The sequence below is a fragment of the Saccharopolyspora erythraea genome (assembly GCF_018141105.1).
GTDB classification, from domain to species: domain Bacteria; phylum Actinomycetota; class Actinomycetes; order Mycobacteriales; family Pseudonocardiaceae; genus Saccharopolyspora_D; species Saccharopolyspora_D erythraea_A.
The window spans coordinates 2,496,193-2,514,159 of sequence record NZ_CP054839.1; the positions used below are offsets into that span (position 1 = coordinate 2,496,193).

Here is a 17,967-nt window from a genome sequence, read left to right on the forward strand (position 1 = left end):
CGGTTTCAGCCGCCGATCCGCTGGGGAGCGCGCAGCAGCGGGGCGAAGGCGCGGTCGGCCGCGCCGGTGAGCGCCGGCTCGGCGAGCGCGCCGGGGACCGGCCGCAGCCGCCTGGTGCGGGCCACGAGCGAGAACCGGTGCAGCTCCTCGGTCAGCACGCCGGGCTCGGCGGCCAGCAGCTCGGCGAGGAATCCGGTCAGCACGATCCGGTCGGGGTCCAGGACGGTGGCCAGCCCGGCGAGGCCGGCGCCGAGGGTGCCCGCGGTGCGCCGCCGGGCGCTTTCGGCCCGTGCGGTCGTGGCCCGGAGTGCTTCCTCGGCGGTGGTCGCGGCGGCCGCGCGAGCCAGCGCCGCACCGTCGGCGTAGCGCTCCAGGCAGCCACGCGAACCGCACGGGCACGGCTCGCCCTCGGAGTCGACCATGAGATGCCCGGCCTCCACCGCGTGCCCGCCGCCGGTGAACAGCGTGCCCGCGTTCACCAGCGCGCCACCGATGCCCTTGCCGTCGCAGGTGAGCACGAGCGCGTTCGCGGCACCGGCCGCCGCCCCGCGCCGGTACTCGGCCATCCCGGCGAGGTTGCTGTCCCGTCCGAAGTGCACCGGAAGGTCCGGCAGCAGCGCCTTGACCAGCCGCCCGAACGGCACGTCGGCCCAGCCGTAGCAGAGCGACGAGTGCACGAAACCGTCGCTCTCGCGCATGGCGGCGGGCATCGCGACACCCACGCCCGCGCAGGCCCGGCCGCCGGCCTGCCGGCGGACCGCCTGCTCGACCTGTTCGGCGAGGACGGTGGCCAGCCGTTCCGGCGCGAAGTCGCGTTCGCCGAGGGGGTGGGGGTGCGATGGCGCGACGGGTTCGCCGATGGTGCCGGTGGTGACCTCCAGGCGGTCGGGCCGCAGTGCGCAAGCGACGACGAAGGGCGCGGTCGGCGCGGCCTCGACCAGCGGCGACGGCCGCCCGCGGCCGGAGGTCGCGGGGGTGCTCGTGCGGGCCAGCCCCAGTGCCTCCAGTTCGGTGAGTGCGTTGCCGATGGCGCTGCGGGCCAGCCCGAGCGACGAGGTGGCGCTGCTGCGCGACAGCGGCCCACCGTGGTGCAGCAACGTCAGCACCCGTGCCGCGGCGGTGCGCGGCGTGGCGTCCGGAATGTCGGCCGGGGCAGGCGAATGCCTTGGCGCGTCCGGCACCATCCGCGGTTCCCGGCGCTCGGCGGCACCCGGATGCTCGGCCATTTCGCCCCTTCCCCTCGGCACGGACCCCATCCTATTTTGTTCTCATGGAGAACAAAAGAATCGATGAGTTGCGGGTCCGCGCGGTCCTGCTGGATCTCGACGGCACGCTGGTGGACTCCCACGCGGCCGTACGCCGCAGCTGGCAGCGCTGGGCCGACGCGGTGGGCATCCCGCTGGAGTCGTTCTTCCACCGCACGCACGGCAGGCCGGGCCACGAGGTGATGGCCGAGGTGCTGCCGGAGCGCCCCGTGGCCGAGAACCTCGCGGACAGCCGCGCGCTGCTCGCGGACGAGATCGAGGACACCGACGGCGTGCGCGCGTTGCCCGGCGCCGCCCGGCTGCTGGCTTCGCTGGACGGCATGCCGTGGGCGATCGTCACCGCCTGCACCGAACCGCTGGCCCGGGCCAGGCTCGCCGCCGCCGGACTGCCGGTGCCGGAGGTGCTGGTGACCAGCGAGCAGACCGACGCGGGCAAGCCCGGCCCGGCCGGCTACCTGCTCGCCGCGCGGCGGCTCGGCGTCGAACCCGCGTGGTGCGCGGTCGTCGAGGACGCGCAGGCGGGCGTGCGCGCGGCCATCGCGGCCGGGATGCCCGTGATCGGCGTCGGAGGGCCAGTCGAGCCGTCGCCGACCTGGGAGCTGGCCGGGCTCGACGACCTGGAGGCGCTGCCCGACGGCGTGCTGCTCCGGCTGGCCGGCTCCCGCGTTCACCGGGACGGAGCGCCGATCTCGACTTAGGCTGCTCGTCGTGGCGGCACACGCGGAATTCGAGGTCGACGGGCCTGAGGGCACGCGCACGGTGCGGTTGTCCAATCCGGACAAGGTGTACTTCCCGGAGCGGGGGTTCACCAAGCGGCAGATCGCCGAGTACTACCTGTCGGTCGCGGAGCCGATGCTGCGCGCCATCGGCGACCGCCCGACGACGCTGAAGCGCTATCCCGGCGGTGTGCCCGGAGAGCCCTTCTACGCCAAGCGAGTCCCCAAGGGAGCGCCGGAGTGGGTGCGGCAGGTGGAGGTCACCTTCCCGTCGGGGCGCACCGCCTACCAGGTCTGCCCGAGCGAACCCGCGGTGCTGGTGTGGGCGGCCGGGCTCGGCACCCTCGACTTCCACCCGTGGCCGGTGCGTTCGGCCGACGTCGATCACCCCGACGAGCTGCGCGTCGACCTCGACCCGCAGCCCGGCACCGACTACGCCGACGCGGCGAGGGTGGCCGAGGTGCTGCGGGAGGTGCTGGCCGAGGCAGGGCTCACCGGTTTCCCGAAGACCTCCGGCGGCCGCGGTATCCACGTGCTGGTCCGCATCCGCCCGGAGTGGGACTTCATCATGGTGCGGCGCGCGGTCATCGCGCTGGCCCGCGAGGTGCAGCGCCGCATCCCGCGGCAGGCCACCGTGGACTGGTGGAAGCCCGACCGCGGCGAGCGCGTCTTCCTCGACTTCAACCAGGCCGCCCGGGACCGCACCGTGGCCTCGGCCTGGTCGATCCGCGGCAACCAGCGGGCTACCGTCTCCACCCCGCTCACCTGGTCGCAACTGCCCGAGGTCGAACCCGACGACTTCGACCTCCAGACCGTGCCGAGTTGGCTGGCCGAGAACGGCGACCCGCACCGCGAACTGGACGACCGCGCCTACGGCATCGAGGCCCTGCTCGACTGGTACGCCCGCGACGAACGCGACCGGGGTCTGGGCGAGATGCCTTACCCACCGGACTATCCGAAGATGCCGGGGGAGCCCACGCGCTCGCGGAAGGGGAGCCCGAGCGCTCAGCCGAACAGCTGCGAGAACTCGTCGTAGATCGTGAACAGCGAGAAGCCGCCGTAGAACAGCACGGCCCAGGCCAATGCCACGAGGCGGAAGCCCTTGAGGCCGATCTCCCTCGGGAGCACACCGCGGTTCAGGCGGATCAGCAGGATGGAGTAGACGAACATCACGATGCCGTTGAGCGCGGAGGCGATGATCACCAGTACCAGCGGCTCGTCCACACCGGAGGCCAGGATGACCGAGCCGAAGACGATCTCCGCCCACACCACGATGAAGTAGATCCGGCTCTCGCTCAGCGCCGTGTTGTCGCGCAGCGGCCCGGTCTTGAGCACGTCGGCGGTCACCCGCCCGACCATGTCCAGCACGGCGAGGTTCGTCGAGTAGAGCACGACCGTGCCGAGCAGGTAGAAGATCGTCCCGGTGACCTCGCCGAGCCGCTGGCCCATCAGCTCGATGAACGCGAAGTCCTCCGCCTGGCTGCCGACGCCGATGGTGACGAACGTCAGGCCCATCAGGATGAGCAGCGCGAACAGGCCGATCACGAAGAACGTGATGAACTGCTCCCGGTCGGCGACCCGCCACCAGCCACGCCACCTGCGCAGGTTCTCCTCGTCCTGCGGGAAGAAGTAGCCCGTGGTCGCCACGGCCTGCTCCTCACCGGTGAACGGTGAGACCACCTTGGGCAGGCGGCTGCCCATGCCCAGTCCCTTGTCCCGGATCCAGTTCGACTGGACCAGGTTGAGCGCGCCGCCCGCGCCGGCGAACGCGATCGCGCCGAGCAGCGTCGCGGCCGGGATCGCCGCCACCGACGAGGGGATCTCGGTGACCGTCACGAAGCCCCTGCCGATCGCCAGCCAGCCCGGCGCCCCCAGCAGCACCAGTGCGGCGTAGAGGAGGAAGAGCACGATCAGGCCGACCAGGAAGAACTGGATCTTCTCGACGGTCCTGTACACCACCGGCGAGACCGTGAGCACCAGGCCGATCAGCACCAGCACGCCGATGGTGACGTAGGGGATGGCGTCCTCGGGGAAGCCCAGCGCGAAGGAGAGCGTCGTGGTGCCGCCCGTCGCCCACCCGGGCCACGCCCAGGGCACCACGGTCATGATGATGAACAGCCAGCCCCAGTGCTTCCACAGCCGGGTGAACCCGGTTACGGCGGTCTCCCCGGTGGCCAGCGAGTAGCGCTCGATCTCCATGTTGAGGAAGTACTGGGTGAGCACACCGATCAGCGCCAGCCACACCAGGGCCAGGCCGACCTGTGAGGCGATGTAGGGCCACAGCACGTACTCCCCGGACCCGATGGCCCCCGCGAGCAGGAGCACGCTCGGGCCCAGGACCTTCCGCAACGGTTTCGGTTCCGGGAGGTCGGCATAGGGAACGCCGGGGAGTTGCGTGCTGGGGATCTCCGTCGCCGTAGGCGCCCGGTCGGATCTGCCCTCACCCGGTTGGGTCATGACCGCTCCTAGTCGCCCGCCGCGCCGCGCAGCGCAGGCCACAGCGCCCGGACACCTACAACGGTAGAACCCGTCGCCCGGATGCGACAGACCCGAGCTGCGGGAACGGCTCGCGGAGCGAGCAGAACGCGGCTCGGACCGGAGTGCGGACAGCGGTCGCGGGTGCGCTCCGGGGTGTCACGTCAGTGCGCGGTCGTCTCCCCGTCGGCGTACCTGCGCAGCGTCCGGGCGGAAGGCCGCAGCAGCCATCGGTCGACGAGCAGGTTGCACAGCGCGAGCGCGCACGGCACCGCAAGCAGGACCAGGTAGCCGACCACGGGCGGGCCGAACTCCACGCGTTCCCCCCTGGAGAAGTTCCCCGGACTCTCCACCGCCTTGACCAGGACCCAGCAGGAGATCACCGTCGTCGCGACGGTTCCCGCCCAGAACACGACCAGGAGGCGCCGGGCTCTCGTCGCGAACGGCACGTCCAGATGCCCGTGGGTGACGTAGGAACGTGCCGTCAGCAGCGTGACGCAGGAGAACACCTGGAAGAACGCCGAGATCCCGCCCATGCCGACCATGACGATCGTCGTGGGGTTGGCCGAGGTCGGCAGCCGGTACCCGAGCGCGACGATGAGCACCCCCGCCACCAGTCCCAGCACCAGCGACACCAGGCCGGCGAGCAACGACGTGGTCCCGATCGTCCGCCCGAACCCGGGCGGCAGCGCCGCGTACCGCTGCCGCTGCTGACCGGCCGTCATCGGTTGACCCGCCAGTCCGATCCGTCGCCGTCGCTGACGCTGCCGTCGGACAGGTCGTGGGCCGACCGCGTCCACCGGTCGCCGAGGTCGCGGATCTTGTCCCGCAAGGTGGTCTGCTCGGTGTCGATGACGTCGAGGTAGCTGTTCAGCGCCATGACCCCGGTGGTGATCAGGCCGATCGACACGGCCGCCGCGCCGGCGATGGCGGCGATCGCCATGGGCGTGCACACGACCGTGCAGGCGGTGGCGATCGCCGCGACGGCCCCGACCACGAACACGCCGAGGGCCACCAGCGTCGCGAGCCAGTACGCGTCGATGGCGTCGGCGAGGTTGTTCAGCGACCCGCGCATCTGCATCGCGAGGTCCTTGATCCCGTTGAGCCCCTCCTCCTGCTTCGGGACCAGCGCCTTGTAAGCCTCGGCCGCAGGCCCCTCCCAGCGGACGTTCGCCTGGAGTCCGGAGAGGGTGATGTCGCCCGCGACGTCGCCGATCGGGGTCGCCACGGCGTTCGCCCACTGGTCGCTGATCTCGCGCAGCCGGTCGGAGTCGCCAGGTAGCTCGAAGGACCGGTTGATCTCGTCCCAGAACTCCCGCAACTGCTGCGCCAGCGCCTCCATGCTGCGCTGGATCGGCTCCACCAGGTACGACAGGAAGTCGGGGACCCAGCTCAGCAGTTCGTCGACCACTTCCCAGAAGCCGTTGATCGCCCGGTCGATCTCATCGGTCTTGTCCGCGGCCTGCTGCACGAGCACGTTCGCCATCAGCTTTCCCCCAACTGCCCGTGCACGGCCTGGATCCCGTGCCTGCCCTGCGCGTCGTCGCGTTCGTACTGGTCGGCGGCCTCGAGCAGGTCGTCGCCGATCTCGCGGAAGTACTCGGCGGCCTGATGGATCATGGCGGCCAGCGCGTCCCGCGCGGCGTTGAACGTGGCGTCCAAGCCCCGGTCGTCGGCCCACTTCGAAACGTCGGCCGCCGTCACGCCGAGCGAGCCGGCGGTGTCCAGCGCGACCTGGAGGTCCTCGGCGGCGGTCTTCCACACCGCTGCGTCCGAACGCAGGGCTTCGAGCTCTACGGCGATGCCTGGCTGGGTCACGGTCTGCTCCTCCTGCGAAGGGACGTGGGGGCGGGCCTCAGCGCGACAAGCCGAGCCGGCGCAGCAGCGTGTGCGGATCGGCGGCCAGGGACTGGAGCTCCTCGATCGCACGGCTGCGCGGTCCGGCGGTCGCATCCGCCGGCACGCTGCGCTCGACGAGGCCGGCGAGGAGCTCGGTGAGCTCGGCCTCGATCTCGGAGTCCCGGGCCGCGCCCGCCCAGTCCGGGTCCACTGAGATCTCCAGGACCTGGCCGCGCTTGGCGGTGCCGCTGACGTGCCCGCCCGCGCTCTCGAGGGAAACAGGCTGGTTGGACGTGGCGCTGATCCGCCGGGTGAATTCGGCGAGGTCCGCGGACACCTCGTCGAGCAACCGCAACACGTCCTGCCTGCTCAGCGGCGACGTGTCCGCGGGCGGCCGGGTAGACGCGGGCTGCGCTCCGGCCGCGGGCACGGTCTCGGCCATCGCCTGCACGGTGGCGGCGGTCATCGCGGCCAGCACGGCCGCGCCCAGCTCGTGCGGCGCCACCGACTGCTTCCAGTCGTCGGCGAGGGCGACCGACGTGACCGCCCCGGAGCCGGTGACGCGCACCGCCACAGCGCCCGCGGAATCCTGGCCGAGGACGCCTGCCGTGTCGTCCGGCTCCGGCGCGTCGTCATCGGCGTCCCACGATGCCGCGTCGTCGAACTCCCAGTCCTGCGGATTGCGTCTGCCGTGGCTCATGGTGCGGGGTCCTTTCCCGGATCGGTACTACCCGGCACTCCCGGCGATCTCCAGACTGCCGCGAACTTTAAGCGCATCGCGATCCAGCCCGGTGTGCGGAGCCGCTTCTCCTACCCGTTCGGCCCAGCGGAGAGCGGGACGTGGAATCGCCGAGCAGTGCTCTTGCGGCTTCGTGCTTCGCTACGCGTGATGATCGAAAGGAAAAGTGACCGGATTCAGCTAATTCGAACAGGGGTTTTTCGCACGCGGAATCGAAGGAAACCCGAATCCAGGGCGGAATCCCGGCCCCCAGTCGGCAAATCGGGTGACTTCGGCCCGCCGGTGCTACCTTCGGCGAGCGCTGTCGTGTTCCTTCGCGAGTACGCCGGAGGCAGTGATGAGCGAACCTGGGGGACAGCCGGGGGAGTCGCGTCCGCCGTTCCTGCCGGAGGTGCAGATCGAGGGGCCGGGCCCACAGCGCAGGTGGACGGTGCTGGTGCGGCTGATCCTGCTGATCCCGCACTTCATCGTGCTCTACGCCGTCGGCATCGCGGCGGCGGTGGTCGCGGTCCTGGGGTGGTTCGCGGCGCTGTTCACCGCGCGCCTGCCGACGTGGATCGCCGACTTCCTCGTGCTCTACGTGGGCTACCGGACGCGGGTCGGCGCGTACCTGACTCTGCTGGTCGACAGCTACCCGCAGTTCCTGACCACCTCGATCGGCTACCCGGTACGGGTGGACATCCGCCCTGGCCGGCTCAACCGCGCGGCGGTGTTCTTCCGGTTGATCCTGGTCATCCCCGCCGCCGTCGTGGCGGCGGTGCTCGCCCACGGCTGGACGGTCCTGGCGTTCTTCCTCTGGCTCGCCGTGCTGATCACGGGCCGGACACCGCAGCCGGTGTTCGGCGCGTCCGCCGCGTTCGTCCGCTACGAGCTGCGCGTGCAGTCCTACTGGTACCTGCTGACCGACTCCTACCCGAAGCGGCTCTTCGGCGACGGCGGCTCGGCGGCGGAGGGCGCGCGAGCGCAGGGGACCCGGCCGCTGACGCTGTCCACGGGGGCACGGGTCCTGTTGATCGCGTTCATCGTGCTGGGTGTGCTCGGCCTGCTCGCGACGGGCTTGTCGAGCGCGCTTCACGAGCCCGCACCCGAGTACTACCAGTACTACGAGTACGAGATCGCTCCTTCGGTCTGAGGGACGTTCTCTGAACTCACCTGGCCTTGCGTGGCGGTGCCGGTGGCGGAACCTCAGGCGTCCTCTGGCTCCGGGATCTTTTTCTGACGTATCGCCCCGGCGTCAGTCCACCGCCGCCTCGGTCCACGCCCGGCGCAGGATCTCGTCGACGGTCTCCTGCGGGGTCTGGTGCGAGGTGTCCAGCCACAGGCCGAGCGGCGGGGTCTGCTCGCGCAGAACGGTGTCGAGCTCGTGCACGGCCCAGCTGTCGTAGGCGACCTTGCCCCGGCCCGCCTCCCGCTCGGCGATGGCCTCCACCGAGGGAGCGAGCACCACGACCAGCAGCGGCCGGTTGCGGACGGCACGAACCATGTCGGCCAGGTGCTCGCCGAGGACGACGTCCTGCACGACCGCGGTGAAACCGGCGTCGAAGTAGGCGTCGGCGGTGCCGGCCGTCAGCCGGTGGCGCAGGCGCAGCTGGCGCAGCGCCTCCTGCGACGGTGAGCCCGTCATCTCCTCCCTGCCGCCGACGACCATCCGGCGGTACACGTCACCCCGCACGTGCGCCGAACGGGTGAGGCGCTCGGCAACGCCCTGCGCGACGGTCGACTTGCCCGCCGCCTGGATGCCGGTGAGCAGCAGGATTGCCTGGTCAGAGGTGTTCACGGAACGCGCTCCGGGGATCGTGGTTGATCACATGGTGGCATTTCCGACCGCGGGCGTCGCCTGCTTTTCGCGCCCGCGGTTACTCATAGCGATATGCGCATGTCCGCCTTTCAGCACACTGGCGGACAACGCACCGCTCTCGCGGCGGTGTCGCTGCCGGAGCCCCCGGCAGGACCATCGCTACTGCTGGCATTCGTCACACCGGGAGGCAGACCCATGGTCCACACCGAGCGCGAGACCGCCCCGGCCCAGGCGGGCGGCTGCAGCTGTTGCGGAAGCTGCTCCGGCCCGTCCTGCGGCTGTTGCTCGAGCTGCCGCTGAGCGGCGGAAAGCCTGCCCGGGGTGATTGCGGGATCACCCCGGGCAGGCCATGCCCTCGGTAGGGACCACGCCGTCGACCAGGAACCTGGTGACGGCGGTGGTGGCGCACTCGGAGCGGCCGACCGCGCCGTGCCCGGCGCCCAGCCAGCGCAGCACGACACCAGACGGCAGCTGCTCGGCCATGTGATCGCTGCCCAGCGCGGGCACCGCCGCGTCGTGCGCGGTACTGATCACCGGCAAGGGCGGCAGCCCCGGGGTGTGCGGGACCGGTAGCGCCTGCTGCGGTACCGGCCAGAGCCCGCACCAGACCAGCCGCTGCGCGAAGACGCCTCCGAACAGCGGGAACCGCGCGCTCCAGTCCGCGGCGATCTCGGTGCTGCGCTGCGGCGGCACGCGCAGCGTCGTGTCGTTGCAGCTGGTGATCATGTCGCCGTCGAGCCGGGCGGGTGCCGGCGGCGTGCTTTCGACCAGCGGCGCGACCATGGCCGCCACCGCGCTGCCGTCGCCCCGGTTCGCGGCGGCCAGCGCCTGCGCGAGCCCGGGCCAGGCGTCGCGGTCCTGCAGACCCAGCAGCACCGCCTGCGTGATCTTGCCCGCGGTCACCGAGGTCCCGGGCAGCGGCGCGGCGCGGGTCCGCTCCACGAGGTCGGCGACCGTCCGGCGCGGGTCGGGACCCAGCGGGCAGCCGCGCGCGGCGCAGTCGGCTGCGAACCGGTCGAACACCTGCTCCCCGCCCTGCGCCTGCGCCTCGCCCTGGGCGATCGCGTCGAGCTGCGGGTCGGGCGCGCCGTCGAGGACCATCCGGCCCACGCTCTCCGGGAAGCGCTCGGTGTAGGTGGTCAGGACCCTGGCGGCCTCGCCGCGGCCGATGGCGTGCAGCTTCGGGACACCGAGCTCCAGCCGCAGCTCCTCCAGGTCGGCGGCGGTGCGCCAGGTGTCGTAGGCCTGCAACCGCTCGTCGAGGCTGAGCAGGCACTGCTGGCTGGCGTCGCGGACGGAGTCGACGAGCCGGTCCAGCGTCGTGCGGTCGGTGGCCCTGGGGTCGAAGCCGAGGATGGCGTTGCGCCGCTCGACCGGGATGCAGTCGGCGGAGTCGGACTCGCCGGTGCCCCGGCGGTCCATCCCGATCACGCGGAAGGTGCGCAGGAGCTCCGGAGGCAGCCGCAGCGCCATCCGCGCCGCGAAGGCCGTGCCCGGCTCGCCGCCGATGTCACCGAGCACCACCAGCGGCACCTGGCCCGAGCCTGCGCTGATCACGGCGCTGCGCGCGGTGCCGCGCCCGGGCGCCTCCGGCGAGTCGAGCGTGGTGGGCAGCCGGGAGCAGGCGAAGGTCATCCCCGCGGGCAGCGCGGGCACGCCGAGTTCGCCGCGGGTCTGCTCGGTGCAGTCGTCCCACGTCAGCGACTCCTGCACGGACGGGCCGAGCGGCGGCACGGGCGCCGGTCCCGGCGTCTGCGGCTGCGGGGTGACCTGCTGCTCGGCGTCGCGGTAGGCCACCGGCGGTCGCTGCGATGGCCCGGCCGAGCACGCCGCGACGACCAGCAGCAGCAACGGCAGCAGGAGCACCCCGACCCGGTGAGCGGTGCGCCGGGGGGTGCTGCGCGGCACGGGTACTCCTCGTCGTGGATGCACGGGATGCGAACTGCGGTCAGCATCGCATGATCCACGTGAGACCGCGGTGAGGGGCTGTTGGGACGTCCGGGGCGGTGAGGGATAGCCGACAATGCGGTTCGACCAATCGCCGCGCGGCGGTAGCGTGCGCCCGGAGCGGCGAGGGAAGGGAGCCTGCGCGGTCATGGTCATGGCGCACATGGACGGGGCGTCGTCCCGGGGACGGCCGGTGGTGGGACTGGAGCAGACCGCCGCCCGCGCCTTCGGGGCGGTCCCGCCGCCGGTGCTGGTCCTGCTGGGCATCGTGAGCCTGCAGGTCGGTGCCGCCTTCGCCAAGCAGATGTTCGCCGTCGCCGGCTCGTCGGGCGTGGTGGCGCTGCGGCTGTTCTTCGCGGCCGCGGTCCTGCTGGTGGTCTGGCGCCCGTCGCTGCGCACGGACCGCAGGACGCTCGCGGTGGTCGTCGGCTACGGCCTGGTCCTGGCCGGCATGAACATGAGCATCTACCAGGCGTTCGAGCGCATCCCGCTGGGCGTGGCGGTGACGATCGAGTTCCTCGGCCCGCTCGCGGTCGCGCTGTTCGGCTCGCGCCGCAAGCTCGACGTGGTGTGGGCGCTGCTCGCCGGTGCCGGCGTGCTCCTGCTGTCCAGGGCCGACGGCGGACTCGACTGGGTGGGCGTCGGTTTCGCGCTGCTGGCGGCCGTGCTGTGGGCGAGCTACATCCTGGTCAGCGCCAAGCTGGGCAGCCGGACCTCCGGGGGTTCCGGCCTGGCGCTGGGGATGGCCGTCGGTGCGCTGGTGGCGGCGCCGTTCGGCGTCGCCGACGCGGGGCCGGTGCTGCTGGACCCGGCGGTGCTGGCCGTCGGGCTGCTCGTCGCGCTGATGTCGTCGGTGGTGCCCTACACGCTGGAGCTGGAGGCCCTGCGCCGGATCCCGCCGCGCGTCTTCGGCGTGCTGATGAGCCTGGAACCCGCGGTCGCCGCGCTGGCCGGGCTGGTCGTGCTGGGAGAGGCGCTCGGCGCGTGGCAGTGGGCGGCCGTCGGCTGCGTCGTGATCGCCTCGGTCGGCGCGACACGCACGGTCGGCACCCAGACCTGACCGTGCGTTAACCGGGTGCGCGTGGCGCGGCGCAGGTCTAGCTTGGCGCCATGCCGATCTTGAGCTTCGACCGCTGCTGCGCGGAGGTCGTCGCGCAGACCGACTTGCTGCGCTCCGCGGTCGCGGGCGCCGACCTGACGGCACCGGTGCCGACCTGCCCGGGCTGGAACCTCGGCCAGTTGCTGCGGCACGTCGGCGCCGCTCACCGCTGGGTCGAGGAGGTCGTGCGGACCCGGGCGTCCGAGCCGGTCGAAGAGCGGATCAACGACCTCGCCGACTACACCGACGAGGACGCGGCAGTGCTCGACGCCTGGCTCGCCGACGGCGCGGCGCGGCTCGCCGAGACCCTGCGAGAGGCCGGGCCGGACGCGCGGGTGTGGACCGTCGCCCCGGGCGGAACACCGGTGTTCTGGGCCCGCCGGATGGTGCACGAGACCGCGGTCCACCGCTCCGACGCCGCGCTGGTCGCAGGCGCGCAGTTCGACGTGGACGGCGAGGTCGCCGTCGACGCGCTCGACGAGTGGATGGACTTCGGCGCGCTGGAGCAGGTCTTCGAGGAGAGCCCGTCGATCCGCGAGCTGCTCGGTCCCGGCCGCTCCCTGCACCTGCACGCCACCGACGCCCCGCCGGAGGCGGGAGCGGAGTGGCTGGTCGACCTGTCCGGCGAGCCGATCACCTGGCGGCGAGCGCACGAGAAGGCCGCTGCGGCGGTGCGCGGACCGCTGAGCGGGCTGCTGCTCACCATCTACGGGCGCAAGCCCGCCCCGGGCGCCGAGGTCGAGATCCTCGGCGACGCGGAGCTGTTCCACGCGTGGCTGGACCGCGTCAGCTTCTGGCTCCGGGGCGAGGGGTGACAGCCTGTCTTCGAACTCACCCTGCCTGGCGGTTCCGGTGGCGGAACCTCAGGCGCCCTCTGACTCCGGGATCCTTTTCTCGCGTCACCCATACGCCACGAAAAGGCTGTCCTCGTCAGAGAACGCCTGAGAACCCGCGGCGGTGCCGGTCGCGAGGGTGGGCCAAGCGGCTGCGCCGCTTCAAAGAACTCAAGACGGGCTCTGCGGCCGGTCAGCCCGTGCCACCTGGCCGCACCGCGCGCATGAGCGTCAGCAGCGCCTGGTTCAGCGGCGTGGCGATGCCGTGGCGCTGCCCGGCCCGCACGACCGGTCCGCTGATGTGCTCGTGCTCGGTGGGCAGCCCCGCCAGCCGGTCGTAGAGCATCGAGGTGCCGTTGTCCGGGGAGAAACCGGTCCGGTAGGCGTCGACGACCTTGTCGGCGTCGGCGGAGGTCAGGTCGGCGCCCTCGGCCCGTGCGACCTCCACCGCCTCGGCCAGCACCGCCGCGCACAGCTCGCTCACGCCGGGCTCGTCGAGGACGTCGAGGCGGCGCATGGTGAGCGCGGTGATCGGGTTGGCCGCGACGTTCATCAGCATCTTGCGCCACGCCTCGGTGCGGAAGTCGCCGGTGGACTCGACCCCCACGTCCGGCAGCAGCTCCGGCAGCGCCGCGCCCAGCTCGCCGCGCGGGACGACGACCCTGGCCCGGGTCCGCCGGACCACGTGACCGGGCGCGACCCGCTCGGCGCCGACGTAGATCAGCGCGGGCAGCAGGGGCCCGCTCCAGCCCAGTGCCGACACCGACTCCTCGTGCTCGACGCCGTTCTGCACCACCACGACCGGCGTGCGGCCGTCGTCGAAGGCGTGCAGCCACGGCTCGGCGGTCGCGACGTCCTGGACCTTGGTCGTGAGCAGCACCCGGTCGACCTCGGGGACCCGTTCCGCGGAGGTGACGATCCCGACCGGGAGCTCGGTGGTTCCTCCGGGACCGTCGACGACCAGCCGCTCGAACGGCGTCCGGACGCACATGGTGACCTGGTGGCCCGCCGCCTGCGCCGCTTCCGCCAGGACCGCGCCGACCGCTCCGGCTCCGATGACCGCGATTCGCTGTTCACCCACGCGGGGAGACTACTTCGCGGCGTCCTGCGCGCGCACTGTCCCGCTGAGCACCGATTCCAGGTCGTAGCGCGCGGGTTCCTCGAGCTGGTCGTAGCGGCAGGACTCCGGGTCGCGGTCCGGGCGCCAGCGCACGAACTGCGTGGTGTGGCGGAACCGCGACGGCATCGCGCCCTCGGTGTGGTCGTAGGCGACCTCCACGACCTTCTCCGGTCGCAGCGGTTCCCAGACCAGCTCGCCGCTGCGCCAGCGGGTCACGCCGCCCGGCAGCCGCCTGCCGTCCTCGGCGTGCGGGCCGAGCCACGGGTGGTTCTCGGCGCCGAGCAGCGGGGCCAGCGAGGTGGCCAGCTCGCGCCTGCGCGCCGCCGGGAACGCGCCGACCACGCCGACGTGGTGCAGCACCGAACGGTCGTCGTGCAGGCCGAGCAGCAGGGAGCCGACGGCGGTGCCGGGCTCGGTGTTGGCGTGCCAGCGCAGCCCCGCCACGACGCAGTCGGCGGTGCGGGCGTGCTTGACCTTGAGCATGGTCCGCTTGCCCGGCTCGTAGCGGCCGTCGGCGTCCTTGGCGATCAGGCCGTCGAGCCCGGCACCCTCGAAGACCCGGAACCACTCGCCTGCCAGCGCGTGGTCCTGGGTGGCCGGGGTGGTGCGCAGTCCACTGTGGTCGGATTCGAGGCCGCTGAGCAGTTCCCGCCGCGTGGAGAAGGGTTCGCCGCGAAGGTCGCGGTCGTCGAGTGCGAGCAGGTCGAAGGCGATGAAGGTGGCCGGGGTGCGTTCGGCGAGCAGCTTGACCCTGCTCGCGGCGGGGTGGATGCGTTCGGTCAGCGCGTCCCAGTCGAGCCGGTCGCCGTGCTCGTCCTGGCGGGTGACGACGAGCTCGCCGTCGAGGACCGCGGGTCGGGTGAGCACGCGCCCGAGGCCGTCCAGCACCTCGGGGAAGTAGCGGTTCAGCGACTTGCCCGTCCTGGACTGCAGGAACAGCGGTTCGGCCGCGCCCGGGTCGGCGAAGACCAGGCAGCGGAAGCCGTCCCACTTGGGTTCGAAGAAGAGCCCGGACCGTTCGGGCACCCCGTCCACCGGGCTGGCCAGCATGGGCTTGACCGGCGGTTGCAGCGGTAGCGTCATCGCCGCGGCCTCCTCGTCAGCGCACCCGTTGCCGGGGTGCGCGGTCCAGTTCGAGCCTGATCGCCGTCGGCAGCACCTCGGTCTCCAGTGCTCGCCTGGCGTGGGAGAGCACCTTCTCGTCGAGCTCCTCCCAGACGTGGCGCACGCTGGTGCCCTCGTGCAGCCACAGCGTGAGGCGCAGGTTCGGCCGCCGCACGTCGCCTGCCATCCGCACCCGCACCCGCTTGACCCCGGTGACCGACTCGGCGTCGGCCTGCACGGCGTCGGCCAGCGCGCTCGCCGACACCAGCAGCCTGCCGGTGGTGCCGTCCTCCATCCGCAGGTCGGGCCTGGTCTCCGGCCGCAGCGCCCGCGCGGCCCACCAGATGCCGACCACCACCAGCAGCAGCCCCAGCACGATCGCGGCGGCCGTCGCGAACTGCGGGAACGACCGCCACCACTGCACCAGCAGCGGATCCAGCACCGGTCGCTGCCCCCGGTAGGTGCCCAGCCAGCCCATGCCGACGACCAGCGCCAGCGCGCCGCAGAGCAGTGCGAGCAGCCCGAGGACGACCACGACCCCGCGTTCGAAGCCCAGCGCGCGGCCGGTGGCCGTGGTGCTCGGACGGATCTCGGGTTTCTCGCTCATCAGCCCTCCTGACCGGTCGACCCGGCCGGTCGCGGTCAACGCCGCTCCCTGGCGGCCGACAGCGACACCGTCACCTTCGGCGTCCGCCGCAGCGGGAGCTCGTGGACCGTCGTCCTGGCGGTCTCGGTCAGCTCGTCGAGCAGTTCCGCGGTCTGGCGGAACTGCGCGGTGGCCCGTACCCGGACCTTGCGGCGGTCGGCGGTCACCGTCGCCCCGGCCACGCCGTCCTGGGCGCGGACGTGGTGCCCGACCAGCCGCGCCAGCGAGCGCGGGTCGGTGGTCACGGTGACCTCGGGCGCCGGGTCGTGCAGCCGGATGTCCTTGCGGCCCGCGCCGAAGGCGAGCAGCAGCAGCACCAGTCCGGCCACGGCGACCAGCGCCGCCGTCACGCGCACCGGTGTCTGGTCCCAGGTCAGCGCGCTCAGCGCCGAGCGCAGCTCGGGCAGCGGCAGGATCAGGCCACCGCTGTCCGGCCGCAGCCACGCCCAGGCGGTCTCGGCGACCAGCAGGGCACCCGCCGCGGCGAGGGCCAGTCCGAACAGCGCCGCGATCAGGCGCACCAGCACACGCATCGGTTCACTCCACTCGCTGCCGCTTGCCCGCGCGGACCATCGCCGAGACGGTCACGTCGACCGTGCGGACCCGGCAGTCTGCGATGCGTTCCAGATCCGCGGCGATGCGCTCGCGCATCCTGCGCACCGTCTCGCGCACCGGCGCCGGGTAGCGCAGCACCACGTCGAGCCTGATCCGCAGCTCGCGGTCCGGCCCGGCGACGTGGGCGCTCGCGCCGTGCTCGCCGAGCCCGACCCCGGCCAGGCGGCGGCGGACCCGGGCGCCACCGGCGACCTCGTCCGCGGCGTGCTCGACGATCTTGCGCAGCACGGTGCGGTCGATGCCGAGGGCGCCTCGCTCGGCGGGCTCGGGCAGGCCGCCGTCCGGCGGCCGAGGCTCGGTGGCGGTGCGCGCCGCTTCGGCGGTCACCGGTCCCTGCCTCGCCTGCCGAGGATGTCGCGCACGTCCATCTCGCCGTCGAGCACGCGCCCGACGACCAGCCCGATCGCGCCGACCGCGAGGGCGATCAGGAAGCCGGCGAAACCGCCGACGGCCGCGGCGGTACCGAGGATGAGCCCGGCCAGCAGGCCGGTCTGCGTTGCGTTCACCTTGTCTCCTATCGGTGCCGGCCGGTGGGTCCCGGGGGCGGCTTCGGTTCCGTTCTTCGGGGACCGCGGTGGGCGGCACCGCTGATCATCTCCGGCGGGAGCGCCGAAGACCACCGCACCCGCCCCGCGTCACCGCACCCGCGGGTGGCGCCTGCGTCGCCGCCACCCGCTGATCCGGCGCGCGACGCCGCGCACGACGCCGGGCCGGGGCACGATCACGATCGGCGCGTCGTAGCGGGCGTCGTCGAGCTCGAGCTCCCTGGCCTGCCGGGCGCGCAGCTCGTCGAGCCCGGCCGCGAAGACCTCGGGGTCGCCTCCGACGTCGGGGTGGTGCCTGCGGACGAAGGCCCGCAGGTCCGCACGTGCCGCGGCGTCCCGGCCGGTCATCACGCGCCTGCCTGCTCGACGTCGCTGACGGTGATGTCGACGGGTCCGCGCCCCGCCACCCGCGCGATCTCGGCGCGAAGCTCGGCGACGAGCTCCGGCAGCGGGCGGTCCAGGCGCAGCACCACCGCCACCTCGGCGGGAGTGCCGTCCTCGCGGGAGCGGACGCCGGTCACCCGCCGGCCCGGCAGGTGGGTGGCGACCACGCCGTACTCGCCGCCGTCGAGCCGCAGCACCGACGGGTGGGCGAGCACCACCGCCGCCACCCGCTCCGCCAGTTCCTCGTCGGTCGCGGTCATCGCGCCCTTCCTCGCCGCCACGCCCGTGGTCCCCGGTCGGTCACTCCACCCGCGAGGTGGGTGGCGTGCCGTTGCCCTCCTCGTCCTCGGACGGCAGGTGGATGTCGTTGACCGAGATGTTGACCTCGATGACCTCGAGGCCGGTCATCCGCTCCACCGCGCCGATCACGTTGCGGCGCACCGCGCGGGCCAGGTCCACGATGGACGCGCCGTACTCCACCACGATGTCGAGGTCCACCGCGGCCTGCTTCTCGCCGACCTCGACCTGCACCCCGGAGGTCGACGAGGTGCCGCTGCCGCCCGGGATGCGCTCCCGGATGGCACCGAACGCGCGGGAAACGCCGCCGCCCATCGCGTGGACGCCGGAGATCTCCTTTGCCGCGATGCCTGCGATCTTCTGCACGACCGACGCCGCGATGCTGGTGCGGCCCTGCGAGGTCTCGTCGGCCAGCCGGGCCGGGGACGTGCCGCCGGTGCGGCTGTCCGGGACGCGCCTGGTCTCCTGGCCGCTCTCGGTCGATCCGGTCTGGCTCTGGCCGGTCTGGGTCTGGGCCATGGGTAGTCCTTTCCGCTGTCCCGCCG

The 17,967-nt window shown here is 72.7% G+C and carries 22 protein-coding genes; 5 read left to right on the plus strand and 17 right to left on the minus strand.

All coding sequences use genetic code 11. The features are described 5' to 3' along the window. Window positions 1-5 precede the first annotated feature (5 nt). The gene (locus tag HUO13_RS11530) at window positions 6-1,226 is read right to left on the minus strand and encodes an ROK family protein (RefSeq protein ID WP_249124682.1); all 1,221 of its coding nucleotides are present in this window, start codon (window positions 1,224-1,226) and stop codon (window positions 6-8) included. A gap of 44 nt (window positions 1,227-1,270) precedes the next feature. On the opposite strand from HUO13_RS11530, the gene HUO13_RS11535 reads away from it, so the two are divergent. Beyond that, window positions 1,271-1,963: an HAD-IA family hydrolase gene (locus HUO13_RS11535; protein ID WP_249124683.1), complete on the plus strand. Its 693-nt coding sequence runs from the start codon at window positions 1,271-1,273 to the stop codon at window positions 1,961-1,963. A gap of 10 nt (window positions 1,964-1,973) precedes the next feature. Then, on the plus strand, window positions 1,974-3,017 hold the full coding sequence (ligD, locus tag HUO13_RS11540) for a non-homologous end-joining DNA ligase (RefSeq protein ID WP_211901381.1): 1,044 nt from the start codon (window positions 1,974-1,976) through the stop codon (window positions 3,015-3,017). Here the strand turns inward: ligD and HUO13_RS11545 are convergent. From HUO13_RS11545 to HUO13_RS11565, 5 genes are all read right to left on the minus strand, one after another. After that, window positions 2,987-4,438, minus strand: a complete 1,452-nt coding sequence (locus HUO13_RS11545) for an Nramp family divalent metal transporter (protein ID WP_211901382.1) — start codon at window positions 4,436-4,438, stop codon at window positions 2,987-2,989. The genes ligD and HUO13_RS11545 overlap by 31 nt on opposite strands. A 182-nt stretch (window positions 4,439-4,620) precedes the next feature. Continuing rightward, window positions 4,621-5,181: a hypothetical protein gene (locus tag HUO13_RS11550; protein WP_249124685.1), complete on the minus strand. Its 561-nt coding sequence runs from the start codon at window positions 5,179-5,181 to the stop codon at window positions 4,621-4,623. Then, entirely contained in the window at window positions 5,178-5,942 is a 765-nt protein-coding gene (locus tag HUO13_RS11555; RefSeq protein WP_211901383.1) for a hypothetical protein, read from the minus strand. Before HUO13_RS11555 ends, HUO13_RS11550 begins: the two co-directional genes overlap by 4 nt. Further along, a complete protein-coding gene (locus HUO13_RS11560; RefSeq protein ID WP_211901384.1) occupies window positions 5,942-6,274 on the minus strand; it encodes a type VII secretion target in 333 nt (110 codons plus the stop codon). The genes HUO13_RS11555 and HUO13_RS11560 overlap by 1 nt, the downstream gene beginning before the upstream one ends. Window positions 6,275-6,311: 37 nt before the next feature. Then, entirely contained in the window at window positions 6,312-6,995 is a 684-nt protein-coding gene (locus tag HUO13_RS11565; RefSeq protein WP_211901385.1) for a hypothetical protein, read from the minus strand. Window positions 6,996-7,371: 376 nt separating this feature from the next. On the opposite strand from HUO13_RS11565, the gene HUO13_RS11570 reads away from it, so the two are divergent. Next, complete coding sequence (locus tag HUO13_RS11570) at window positions 7,372-8,166, plus strand: DUF4389 domain-containing protein (protein WP_211901386.1); 795 nt, start codon at window positions 7,372-7,374, stop codon at window positions 8,164-8,166. A gap of 102 nt (window positions 8,167-8,268) precedes the next feature. Here HUO13_RS11570 and HUO13_RS11575 read toward each other — a convergent pair whose 3' ends face one another. After that, the gene (locus HUO13_RS11575; protein WP_211901387.1) at window positions 8,269-8,811 is read right to left on the minus strand and encodes an AAA family ATPase; all 543 of its coding nucleotides are present in this window, start codon (window positions 8,809-8,811) and stop codon (window positions 8,269-8,271) included. Window positions 8,812-9,165: 354 nt separating this feature from the next. Next, window positions 9,166-10,740, minus strand: coding sequence for an alpha/beta hydrolase (locus HUO13_RS11580; protein WP_211901388.1), 1,575 nt, complete (start codon window positions 10,738-10,740; stop codon window positions 9,166-9,168). Between the two features lie 187 nt (window positions 10,741-10,927). On the opposite strand from HUO13_RS11580, the gene HUO13_RS11585 reads away from it, so the two are divergent. Continuing rightward, window positions 10,928-11,839, plus strand: coding sequence for an EamA family transporter (locus HUO13_RS11585; protein WP_211901389.1), 912 nt, complete (start codon window positions 10,928-10,930; stop codon window positions 11,837-11,839). 50 nt (window positions 11,840-11,889) lie between these two features. Further along, the gene (locus tag HUO13_RS11590; RefSeq protein ID WP_211901390.1) at window positions 11,890-12,693 is read left to right on the plus strand and encodes a maleylpyruvate isomerase family mycothiol-dependent enzyme; all 804 of its coding nucleotides are present in this window, start codon (window positions 11,890-11,892) and stop codon (window positions 12,691-12,693) included. Window positions 12,694-12,904: 211 nt separating this feature from the next. Here HUO13_RS11590 and HUO13_RS11595 read toward each other — a convergent pair whose 3' ends face one another. The 9 genes from HUO13_RS11595 to HUO13_RS11635 all read right to left on the minus strand — a co-directional run bounded on the left by HUO13_RS11595 (window position 12,905) and on the right by HUO13_RS11635 (window position 17,941). After that, window positions 12,905-13,792 (minus strand): 2-dehydropantoate 2-reductase, encoded by an 888-nt coding sequence (locus HUO13_RS11595; RefSeq protein WP_211901391.1) that lies wholly within the window; start codon window positions 13,790-13,792, stop codon window positions 12,905-12,907. A 9-nt stretch (window positions 13,793-13,801) separates the two neighbouring features. Then, the gene (locus HUO13_RS11600) at window positions 13,802-14,914 is read right to left on the minus strand and encodes an ATP-dependent DNA ligase (protein WP_211901392.1); all 1,113 of its coding nucleotides are present in this window, start codon (window positions 14,912-14,914) and stop codon (window positions 13,802-13,804) included. A gap of 16 nt (window positions 14,915-14,930) precedes the next feature. Further along, complete coding sequence (amaP, locus tag HUO13_RS11605; RefSeq protein ID WP_211901393.1) at window positions 14,931-15,542, minus strand: alkaline shock response membrane anchor protein AmaP; 612 nt, start codon at window positions 15,540-15,542, stop codon at window positions 14,931-14,933. A 35-nt stretch (window positions 15,543-15,577) separates the two neighbouring features. Further along, a complete protein-coding gene (locus tag HUO13_RS11610; protein WP_211901394.1) occupies window positions 15,578-16,114 on the minus strand; it encodes a DUF6286 domain-containing protein in 537 nt (178 codons plus the stop codon). 4 nt (window positions 16,115-16,118) lie between these two features. After that, window positions 16,119-16,523: an Asp23/Gls24 family envelope stress response protein gene (locus HUO13_RS11615; protein ID WP_211901395.1), complete on the minus strand. Its 405-nt coding sequence runs from the start codon at window positions 16,521-16,523 to the stop codon at window positions 16,119-16,121. Further along, on the minus strand, window positions 16,520-16,702 hold the full coding sequence (locus HUO13_RS11620) for a hypothetical protein (protein WP_011873490.1): 183 nt from the start codon (window positions 16,700-16,702) through the stop codon (window positions 16,520-16,522). Before HUO13_RS11620 ends, HUO13_RS11615 begins: the two co-directional genes overlap by 4 nt. A 129-nt stretch (window positions 16,703-16,831) precedes the next feature. After that, entirely contained in the window at window positions 16,832-17,089 is a 258-nt protein-coding gene (locus tag HUO13_RS11625; protein ID WP_211901396.1) for a hypothetical protein, read from the minus strand. Next, on the minus strand, window positions 17,089-17,385 hold the full coding sequence (locus tag HUO13_RS11630) for a hypothetical protein (RefSeq protein WP_211901397.1): 297 nt from the start codon (window positions 17,383-17,385) through the stop codon (window positions 17,089-17,091). Before HUO13_RS11630 ends, HUO13_RS11625 begins: the two co-directional genes overlap by 1 nt. Window positions 17,386-17,425: 40 nt before the next feature. Further along, the gene (locus HUO13_RS11635) at window positions 17,426-17,941 is read right to left on the minus strand and encodes an Asp23/Gls24 family envelope stress response protein (RefSeq protein ID WP_211901398.1); all 516 of its coding nucleotides are present in this window, start codon (window positions 17,939-17,941) and stop codon (window positions 17,426-17,428) included. Window positions 17,942-17,967: the final 26 nt, after the last annotated feature.